The following is an 8,495-nucleotide window of genomic DNA, read 5'->3' as shown; positions in this document are numbered from 1 at the left end:
GCTAGCGACTCTTAATACTATATCAGGTTTTAAGTAGCTTGTCAAGAACTTTTTTTATTTTCTTTTAAATTCTTTTTCACTTAGAAAGACAAGCTTTCCTGACGACTCTTAGTACTATATCAAAATATTTTAAGGTTGTCAATATTCTTTTTGAAATTCATGAATCAAATTATTTTATTAAATATTTTACCCTTAAAATAACAAACAGTTATATTTAATACTTATTCTATATATAAGAATTATAAAATCCTTTTAATAAAATAAACATTTAATATTTAGTATAATTAACTATTCTAAAAATATATTATATTAGGGGGTGATTACTTGAAACATATAACAATTATTCAAGATACAGATGATATAATTCTTTTAAAAACAAAAGTTAATGAATGGATAAATTTTAACAAATTAAACATACTAGAAATAGTGGATATAGAATATAGCAATACGGATACTATGTATATGGCTACTATTACATATATGGAAAAATAAAACAGAGATTTATCTAATTATGAAAGGGTATGTATATATTAATTAAGTAATCATAAATAATAGAATATAAATTTACAAGGAAGTGATATAATGACAGAAACAGAAAATATAAAAAATTTAAATGAAGATAATAATAATATAAAAAAAGATATAGATAATACTGTAAAAGATTCCTCTAACAAAAAGGAGGAAATAACTAAAAATACTATTTTTATTGTTATAACTCTAATTATATTACTTTCATCCTTTTTTATATCTGCAATAATAGCTTCTAAAAACTATGAAGAAATATTTAATTTTATTAAAAACACATTATTTTAATTACATAAATATAAAATTAGTACCATATGGTACTAATTTTATATTTATGTATACTTTTTAAATAGCTAATAAATTAAAAAATAATCCAATCCCCTATTATTTCAAATAATTTTCTAATGTGTTATCAGTTATAGTTCTTTTTAGCATTTTACCACTATAAATTTAAATTGTTTTATAATTAAATAAGTAAATTTATAAGATATATCCTCTTAAATATAATCTACATAGTAAAAATCCTTATACTAAATGCTTCTCTTTATTCTTGATAAATATCATATCTTATTCATATTTATTTAGATATATTTTATTATTGTACAGCTATCTACTATTGAACATTAATTGATATATAACTATACTATATTTTACCATATGATTTTATATAAAAAACAAGACTAAAAAATTAATCTTAGCCTTATTCATATTAACATAATAATATCATTTTATAGTTTTTAGAAATATCTATTATATATTCTGTCTTTTTCCACAAACTTTAAAAACCCTTTCTTTCTCTTTGTAATTTCTATATAAGTATTTTTATCAATTCTTTTATCTGCTAATAATTTATCTGCTAGTTTAATAAACATTCTCGTTATTTCTTCAAGGTCATTTTCATTATATCTCACATTCAATTCCCCCTTTTAAATATATATTCTACATAAAATTGTTAATTCCTCTACATAAAAATAAATTTTTTGGAATATTAATTCATTTTATTAAATATTATAATTTCATTTATTATATTTCTATTGTTAATTAAGTAATTTTATAATATAATAGGGAAAGTAAGGAAAATATAAAAAAATTATGAGAGTGTGGTGGCATGGGAAAAGTAGAAGATGTTGAAGATAAGATAACAGCATTAAAAAAACAAATGCATAAACTACTACATAAAAATGATTTTATAATTACAACAGAAGTAATAAATATAAGTCAAGAATTAGATGAAGTTTTATATCTATATCATAAAATAAAAAATAAAATCAATTGACATAAACAAACCAGGGCAAATAGTCCTGGTTAATTTGTTTTTATATATGATACATTGTGAATATGAACTCTAGAAATAATTAGGGATAATAAGCTATATAAAATTTTATGAGGTTTCAACCTCATACTTATGTGAAAAATAAATAGTGGTGAGAATAAATATAATTTGATAATTTATATAATGAAAGAAGATATTAATTTTCCAAAAAAACTTAATAAAAACAAAGGGATTATTATTGATATAAATACAACTAAAGTATTAGTCTTATATTTTCTTATACATTCATATTTTTTTGACTTATAATAAACTAATCCCAATATAGATAATAAAATAATCTGAAGCAATATCGGCAAAAAAACTTTGTATGAATATTGGTATGAACCCATTATTGTTGCAAAATATGTAAATGATAAATTAAAGAAAAGTATTGTAACATAGATGCCTTTAATAACTCTATTATCAAACATTATTAAACCATACATCATCATAAATATTAATATAAAAGATTCTGTTATACCATAATCTAATTGAAATATATTATAAATGTAATCAAAAATAATATCATTTATATAAAAAGGGATTAAATAAATTAAAACAACAACAAGAAAAAATAAGTTAACTAAAGTACTACTTAATTTATTATCTTTATAATAAGATTTTAATGAACATATCATATACATATATTTCCTCCTTTAAATAATAAATCTTTATCTGTCAACTACAACTACTATTCATAAGATTAAATTTAGAATAAATTTCATCTTATTACTTTTATAATTTATCAATAAAGTATCTCATAAATTCTAGATAATTAATTGTTATTTTTTATTTTTACCTTTTGATCTATAGGCTTCTTTATTCAAATTTTAGGACTTATGATCTTATTTGATATTATAAATTTTATGATATCAAACATAAATATTAAACAGATATTCTATTAAAATAAGACTAATTTTCACCTTTTATATAATACACAATCTTACATTAACAATCGTTATATATGGTAAAACGTATATAAAACTGTTTTAAAAATAAACATTAGCAAATAAGTGATATTTTCCAAACAACCTTTTAAAGCATAGTATTATATTGTAGAATAAAATCTGTATATTATGTTAATTGGTATATGCTTTTGTTTTGGATATGAAAAGACACCCACCTAAGCGCTCAATCCACCAACTACTGCCCAACTGGTCCAAGAAGCCCTCCAACAATAGCTCTACTTACTACAGATTTATCTATTTCTTGTATTTCAGATTATGTATTATTATAATATGTTAGGGAATACTTAGCAATTTTATTCATTTATTTTTATATAAAAAAGACACATATAAGTGTCTTAGTTTGCAAATCTTGTATTTTTTACTTTCCATTTTTCTAGTGCTATTCCTAACCAAAATCCATAAATGCCAATTGTAATAATAGTTAATAACCACCATTTAATCCAGTTACCAAATAATCCTACAGCTGAACCTGTAAATTTTAACCTTCTTCCATCTACTACTGTATGATTAATTCTCCACCCATACCTCATACATAAAGCCCACGGATAACAAATTCCTAAAGTAACTAATGTAATTAACCACCCTAATATGGTCCATCCAATTAATTGCAATAAACCTCCATCAAAATAAGATTTACTTTCTGATTTTTTACTTTTTCCCTTTATTTCTTGTACTTCTTGAACTTCATATTGATTATCCATAATGATTCCCCTTTCTATTTTCTATAATTTATAATATTCTGTATAAAAATATGGAATCCTTCATGTTTTTATCGCAATGTTCGACAGTATCTTACAATCATTTTCGATTTCTATATGCTTATATTAAAAAAACACTTAATACAATGCCTTAAATAAAACAACATTCTAATGTTTTTTATTATCATTTATCTCTATTGATATAACTAGTGATAGTTTTTATGGCTAGGACAGATGTAGATATGCTCTCTATACAGAAAATAATGGGTCATGCAGATTACTCTACTACAGCCAATATTTACACACACTTAGATATTAAAAAATTAAAAGAATTAATAGCAAAACTATAAAATTTGTATGTTACTTGTTAGTTACACGTAAATTTTCAGCTAATTTAAAAGCTATATTAATAAAAAAATAGAGTATCATCATAAATGCTAAAACCCTCTGTTTCACAATGAAGTCTTTATACTCTCTATAAATTCATAATGATTCTTCTCATAAGGTAGTGCTATTCCTAGTAGTGTATTTTTGTGTTCTTCTTTTAATTGCAAAGTTTTAAATATTGCTACAGATATCTGGGTCCTTGCTTGATTTCTACTTTGTATATAACTTGTACCACCTTTTGCTTATATTAAAATTTTATAATTATCCTTTTTGGTAATTATATCTACACCTTTAACATCAGTATAACAACTACTTATTAATTCAAAGTCTAACTTTTTTAGTTTTAAAATAACGATATCAACTACATCATTTTCTGTTATCATAATACCTGTTTGTAGCATAATTATCCTCCTTTGATCCATTATTATAATAATCTTTTCTGCTTCTTTTTATATAATTATCTATATTTTACTACATAACAAAAAATAAGGCTAGAGATTTTCCTTAGCCTTAAAATGATGTAATAACAACCTTTATTATATATGTTAAAATAAGTATGACTTAAGCTCTATAATATAGTAAGATATAAAGTAAATAATAATGGAAATCATTTATTGTTAAACTAATTAAAATTAAGGGGGATAAACTTAATGAAAACTAATAAATTTAAAGGAAAAGTTGAAAAGTTGTATTCAAAAATTTTAAGTAATAAGCTAATAACGGTATGCATTCTATTTACTATTTTTACTTTACTAGATACTATACCAATATTATTAGGTTTATGGCCAGCTAAAACAGGTATAGGCCCATATGTACATTTACTATCTAGATTTATATTACATTCAATACTTATAAGCGGATTATTTATCTTTGATATTTTAAGAAAAACTATAAAACCCAAATTAATAATATATGCTATAACTTTTGTTATAACATGGGCTCTTCTTTTGATTTATCTTTGGATTAATGGAATATTTATAGAATTACATCCTGATGCATTTAAAGATTTATCAAGGAGTTACGCATTTATGTATGGTCTTTTAGGAGCAGTAATTTTTGTTAGTGATAGAACAAAGAAACGAGTTAAAAATAAGAATTAGTATTTTTATTTCTTATGAGAATGAATGAACTGAAACAAGTTTATATTCTACGTGAATTATAAAATTCCTCTTTAAATTTAGAAAAGGACCAGAATTATTTCTCTTGGCCTTTCTCTTAATATAAATTATTTGAGTTAATTATAGAATAAAGATTGTAATAAATTTATTCTAGATAAAATAAATCTTCAAACTTTCTGTTTAAAGCAATACATAGAATTAAAGCTAATTTTGCTGTGGGATTAAACTTTCCCCTTTCAATTGAACTTATAGTATTTCTTGATACACCAACCATATTAGCAAGTTCTTGTTGTGATAAATTTTCTTGTTTTCTTACTTCCTTAAGTCTATTTTTAAAAATTAGAGTTTCCATATATCAGCCACCGCAAGAATAAAAGATCCAATAAATAATAATAATCCCCCAACTGCATATACTAAGTCAGATTTTTCTTTATTTGCAAAATATTCTCCTAATCCTTTGAATCCTACATATGCTCCATGTATTGAAACTATATGACTAACACTTTTATCCTTGAAATAAAAAATAAATCCAAATAAAATTAATACCGAAGATGCGGCTATAAATCCCCACTCATCTCCCTTTTTTCTTTTGTTATTCTTAGCTTCATCATTAAACAAATTTTCTTTTCTAGCTTTTTCTAAAATTTTATCTTTATCCATTTAAATTTCCTCCTTAAATTTGTCTCTTTATTTATTATAGCTTTGACAAGTAAACTTGTCAAAGCTATAATATTCTTACTAAATCTATATATTAAAATTTTAACTTATATAAAAAATAGTCTAAAACAAATATTTTAAATATAAAAAATAAAGCTAGATATTTCTACCTAAACTTACAATAATCCTATATATATGATATTGACAATTATCTATATTTTTTGATTCTTGAAAATGACTTAAAAGCTACAAAATTAATCATAAAACTATAATTACAATAGATATATAATCATATTTATTTTAGCGTAATTCAAAAAAATAACTTATTTTAACTATTTCTTTTATCGATACTATTTTCCCTAGAATTTTCACTAAAAATAAAAAGTAATAGTGGTAGAACAATAGCCTTGTGATCAATGCTACCTACGTATATAATATCTGTCATAACATGAATTATAATCGTTATTATAGATATTACAGACACTATTCTAAATATCTTAGGAGATAAATCAATTACATTTTTACTATTCATACTAATTGCCCCCTTAAATTTCACATTTCTTGACTACTACATCACTATAGAATTCTATAATAAATAATAAATACCTTTAAATTAATTATTAAATGTATGTAATTCTATGTGTTTCCAAATATTAATATTTGTTCGACAATCTTTCACAAAATATTTAATGCATTTTTAATAGAGTAAGTATTGTTATATGAAAAATAAATTAAAATCTATAATAAATCTATGAAATAATCATAACTTAATTCTACAATATGATAATATGTATATAAAATCATTTTTAAAATAATATATTAACAAGCCAAAATTTGCCAATATATTATTTACTAACAATGATCAAATTTATGGAGGAGAAAAATTTGAAATATCTAATAGATAAAGTAAAACAGTTTCAATATACTTCTAAGGAGGTATTACAATGATTAAAGATACTTTTCAACAGTACATAAGAAAAATTATACTAAAAAGAGATGATGTCGAAAGTTTTGATATTTATCCATTTTCACTTAAATCTGTACGATGTTTAGATAACATTGAATTACATCCAAATGTCACTTTCTTAATTGGAGAAAATGGTAGTGGAAAGTCAACTTTATTAGAAGCAATTGCAGTTGCATATGGATTCAATCCTGAAGGTGGTACAAAAAATTTTAATTTTTCAACAGCACAAACACACTCAAACTTATATGAGTATATAAAATTAGTTAAAGGTGCAATAAAAGCTAAAGATGGATTTTTCTTAAGAGCAGAAAGTTTTTACAATGTCGCTTCTAATATTCAAGAGTTAGACCAAAGTGGTATAGGATCAAGAATTATCGATTCTTATGGGGGTATATCTTTACATAATCAATCACATGGAGAATCTTTTATGGCTGTATTATTAAATAGATTAGGTGGAAATGGAGTATATATTTTTGATGAACCTGAGGCTGCTTTATCGCCAACAAGACAAATGGCTCTAATCAGTAGAATACATGAACTTGTTAATAAAGATTCACAATTCATAATAGCTACCCATTCACCAATAATTATGTCTTATCCAAATTCAAAAATTTATAGTTTTGATGATGGATTTAAGGAAGTACAATATGAGGATACTGAACACTACCAAGTTACGAAAAGATTTATGAATAATACAAGTAAAATGTTAGACATTTTGTTAGATAATGAGTAAGAGGTAGATAAAGTACAGTTCACAATATTCTATAAAAAACCTGTAGGACACTTTGAACTGTACTGCTTTGTCATATAATATTACATAAAAAATAAGGCTAGAGATTTCTTCCTAGCCTTATAATAATTTATTCTTCTATGTATTTTAATAACATAATTTTATATATATTATATAAATTAAAAACTTCTTGATTATTAATATCTAAAGAATAAGACTTAAATTCTAATTATTTTTATCTTTTTTTATCATTTCTTTTATCAAATTGATAAGAAAAACACCAATGATTAAAGCTACTCCTAAAAATATAACTTTAATCATTGGACCACTATCAATAATCAAACTTAAATAAATCATTAACACTATAATACTAAAAAAAAGTGCTACAATAATAGCAAACAAAATAATTCTTACTAATTTTGGAACTTTTTTAGATTTGACTCCTTCTGTTGCCCCTTCTAATATTACTTCAAAAATAAATTCCATTAATAAATTCATATAGTCCTCCTTTTTTGTAGTTTTCTATAGATGAGACTTATTAAAGAAATATTGAATCTTAACTGTTCTTTTCAGCTATGCTCTTCCCTCTACAAAATTCACAAAAAATTATAAGTAATACTGATGGAACAATATCATCATGTTTAATCTTACCTACATATATAATATCTATTATAATATGAAGTACAATCGTTATTATAGATATTATAGACACTATTCTAAATACCTTAGGAGCTAAGTCAATTCTATTTTTATTATTCATATTATTTTCCTCCTTAAATTTCATATTTCTTGACTACTATATCACTATAAACTTCTATAATAAAGAATAAATACCTTTAAATTAATTATTAAATGTATGTAATTCTATGTGTTTCTAAATATTAATAGCTATTAAAAAAAATGCAGTATATTCGACAAATTTTCACAAAAAATTTGATCGTTTTTTGATAGAGTAAATATTATTAAAAGTTCTTGATACTAAATTTCCTTATTCTAATGATAATATAAGGAGGATTAAAAGTTATGTATAAGCCATTTTTTACAGAAGGTGCTTTAGCATATATTTTATTTTATATTTTTACTATTATGTTCATATTATTATTTTTAAGAAACATAAAATTTTTAAAGAGTAG

At 22.8% G+C, this 8,495-nt stretch carries 15 protein-coding genes; 6 read left to right on the top strand and 9 right to left on the bottom strand.

Annotation, left to right across the window (positions count from 1 at the left end; all coding sequences use genetic code 11):
* Window positions 1–324 precede the first annotated feature (324 nt).
* Window positions 325–492, top strand: coding sequence for a hypothetical protein (locus tag D3Z33_RS16220; protein WP_160198816.1), 168 nt, complete (start codon window positions 325–327; stop codon window positions 490–492).
* A gap of 90 nt (window positions 493–582) precedes the next feature.
* On the top strand, window positions 583–813 hold the full coding sequence (locus D3Z33_RS16215; RefSeq protein WP_160198815.1) for a hypothetical protein: 231 nt from the start codon (window positions 583–585) through the stop codon (window positions 811–813).
* A 449-nt stretch (window positions 814–1,262) separates the two neighbouring features.
* Here the strand turns inward: D3Z33_RS16215 and D3Z33_RS16210 are convergent, their stop codons facing one another.
* Entirely contained in the window at window positions 1,263–1,436 is a 174-nt protein-coding gene (locus D3Z33_RS16210) for a hypothetical protein (protein ID WP_160198814.1), read from the bottom strand.
* A 197-nt stretch (window positions 1,437–1,633) separates the two neighbouring features.
* Here D3Z33_RS16210 and D3Z33_RS16205 point away from each other — a divergent pair, with 197 nt between their 5' ends.
* Window positions 1,634–1,801 (top strand): aspartyl-phosphate phosphatase Spo0E family protein, encoded by a 168-nt coding sequence (locus D3Z33_RS16205; protein ID WP_160198813.1) that lies wholly within the window; start codon window positions 1,634–1,636, stop codon window positions 1,799–1,801.
* Window positions 1,802–1,974: 173 nt separating this feature from the next.
* Here the strand turns inward: D3Z33_RS16205 and D3Z33_RS16200 are convergent, their stop codons facing one another.
* Together D3Z33_RS16200 and D3Z33_RS16195 are read right to left on the bottom strand one after the other, a co-directional pair.
* Window positions 1,975–2,481 carry a hypothetical protein gene (locus D3Z33_RS16200; protein WP_160198812.1) on the bottom strand — a complete coding sequence of 169 codons (507 nt, stop codon included), beginning with the start codon at window positions 2,479–2,481 and terminating at the stop codon, window positions 1,975–1,977.
* A gap of 659 nt (window positions 2,482–3,140) precedes the next feature.
* Window positions 3,141–3,506: a DUF898 family protein gene (locus D3Z33_RS16195; protein ID WP_160198811.1), complete on the bottom strand. Its 366-nt coding sequence runs from the start codon at window positions 3,504–3,506 to the stop codon at window positions 3,141–3,143.
* A 218-nt stretch (window positions 3,507–3,724) separates the two neighbouring features.
* Here D3Z33_RS16195 and D3Z33_RS16190 point away from each other — a divergent pair, with 218 nt between their 5' ends.
* Window positions 3,725–3,853, top strand: a complete 129-nt coding sequence (locus tag D3Z33_RS16190) for a tyrosine-type recombinase/integrase (protein ID WP_160198810.1) — start codon at window positions 3,725–3,727, stop codon at window positions 3,851–3,853.
* A 279-nt stretch (window positions 3,854–4,132) separates the two neighbouring features.
* Here D3Z33_RS16190 and D3Z33_RS16185 read toward each other — a convergent pair whose 3' ends face one another.
* On the bottom strand, window positions 4,133–4,291 hold the full coding sequence (locus tag D3Z33_RS16185) for a hypothetical protein (protein ID WP_160198809.1): 159 nt from the start codon (window positions 4,289–4,291) through the stop codon (window positions 4,133–4,135).
* A 249-nt stretch (window positions 4,292–4,540) separates the two neighbouring features.
* On the opposite strand from D3Z33_RS16185, the gene D3Z33_RS16180 reads away from it, so the two are divergent.
* Window positions 4,541–4,990, top strand: a complete 450-nt coding sequence (locus tag D3Z33_RS16180; RefSeq protein WP_160198808.1) for a DUF6608 family protein — start codon at window positions 4,541–4,543, stop codon at window positions 4,988–4,990.
* Window positions 4,991–5,153: 163 nt separating this feature from the next.
* On the opposite strand, the gene D3Z33_RS16175 is transcribed toward D3Z33_RS16180, so the two are convergent.
* From D3Z33_RS16175 to D3Z33_RS16165, 3 genes are all read right to left on the bottom strand, one after another.
* Entirely contained in the window at window positions 5,154–5,360 is a 207-nt protein-coding gene (locus D3Z33_RS16175; protein ID WP_160198807.1) for a helix-turn-helix transcriptional regulator, read from the bottom strand.
* A complete protein-coding gene (locus D3Z33_RS16170) occupies window positions 5,348–5,668 on the bottom strand; it encodes a DUF6442 family protein (protein WP_160198806.1) in 321 nt (106 codons plus the stop codon). The genes D3Z33_RS16175 and D3Z33_RS16170 overlap by 13 nt, the downstream gene beginning before the upstream one ends.
* A gap of 325 nt (window positions 5,669–5,993) precedes the next feature.
* Window positions 5,994–6,197, bottom strand: coding sequence for a hypothetical protein (locus D3Z33_RS16165; protein ID WP_160198805.1), 204 nt, complete (start codon window positions 6,195–6,197; stop codon window positions 5,994–5,996).
* A gap of 412 nt (window positions 6,198–6,609) precedes the next feature.
* On the opposite strand from D3Z33_RS16165, the gene D3Z33_RS16160 reads away from it, so the two are divergent.
* Complete coding sequence (locus D3Z33_RS16160) at window positions 6,610–7,365, top strand: AAA family ATPase (protein WP_160198804.1); 756 nt, start codon at window positions 6,610–6,612, stop codon at window positions 7,363–7,365.
* Window positions 7,366–7,587: 222 nt separating this feature from the next.
* On the opposite strand, the gene D3Z33_RS16155 is transcribed toward D3Z33_RS16160, so the two are convergent.
* Together D3Z33_RS16155 and D3Z33_RS16150 are read right to left on the bottom strand one after the other, a co-directional pair.
* Window positions 7,588–7,860 carry a hypothetical protein gene (locus D3Z33_RS16155; protein ID WP_160198803.1) on the bottom strand — a complete coding sequence of 91 codons (273 nt, stop codon included), beginning with the start codon at window positions 7,858–7,860 and terminating at the stop codon, window positions 7,588–7,590.
* A 58-nt stretch (window positions 7,861–7,918) separates the two neighbouring features.
* Window positions 7,919–8,122, bottom strand: a complete 204-nt coding sequence (locus D3Z33_RS16150) for a hypothetical protein (RefSeq protein ID WP_160198802.1) — start codon at window positions 8,120–8,122, stop codon at window positions 7,919–7,921.
* Window positions 8,123–8,495: the final 373 nt, after the last annotated feature.

Origin of the sequence: Senegalia massiliensis (genome assembly GCF_009911265.1) — a bacterium.
Lineage (GTDB): Bacteria > Bacillota > Clostridia > Tissierellales > SIT17 > Anaeromonas > Anaeromonas massiliensis_A.
This window is presented reverse-complemented; position numbering and strand designations above follow the sequence as displayed.

Coding starts and splice junctions, on each gene's coding strand:
- D3Z33_RS16175 (WP_160198807.1), bottom strand. CDS start 5,360: ATGGAAACTCTAATTTTTAAAAATAGACTTAAGGAAGTAAGAAAACAA.
- D3Z33_RS16155 (WP_160198803.1), bottom strand. CDS start 7,860: ATGAATTTATTAATGGAATTTATTTTTGAAGTAATATTAGAAGGGGCA.
- D3Z33_RS16170 (WP_160198806.1), bottom strand. CDS start 5,668: ATGGATAAAGATAAAATTTTAGAAAAAGCTAGAAAAGAAAATTTGTTT.
- D3Z33_RS16205 (WP_160198813.1), top strand. CDS start 1,634: ATGGGAAAAGTAGAAGATGTTGAAGATAAGATAACAGCATTAAAAAAA.
- D3Z33_RS16215 (WP_160198815.1), top strand. CDS start 583: ATGACAGAAACAGAAAATATAAAAAATTTAAATGAAGATAATAATAAT.
- D3Z33_RS16180 (WP_160198808.1), top strand. CDS start 4,541: ATGAAAACTAATAAATTTAAAGGAAAAGTTGAAAAGTTGTATTCAAAA.
- D3Z33_RS16150 (WP_160198802.1), bottom strand. CDS start 8,122: ATGAATAATAAAAATAGAATTGACTTAGCTCCTAAGGTATTTAGAATA.
- D3Z33_RS16185 (WP_160198809.1), bottom strand. CDS start 4,291: ATGCTACAAACAGGTATTATGATAACAGAAAATGATGTAGTTGATATC.
- D3Z33_RS16190 (WP_160198810.1), top strand. CDS start 3,725: ATGGCTAGGACAGATGTAGATATGCTCTCTATACAGAAAATAATGGGT.
- D3Z33_RS16165 (WP_160198805.1), bottom strand. CDS start 6,197: ATGAATAGTAAAAATGTAATTGATTTATCTCCTAAGATATTTAGAATA.
- D3Z33_RS16160 (WP_160198804.1), top strand. CDS start 6,610: ATGATTAAAGATACTTTTCAACAGTACATAAGAAAAATTATACTAAAA.
- D3Z33_RS16200 (WP_160198812.1), bottom strand. CDS start 2,481: ATGTATATGATATGTTCATTAAAATCTTATTATAAAGATAATAAATTA.
- D3Z33_RS16195 (WP_160198811.1), bottom strand. CDS start 3,506: ATGGATAATCAATATGAAGTTCAAGAAGTACAAGAAATAAAGGGAAAA.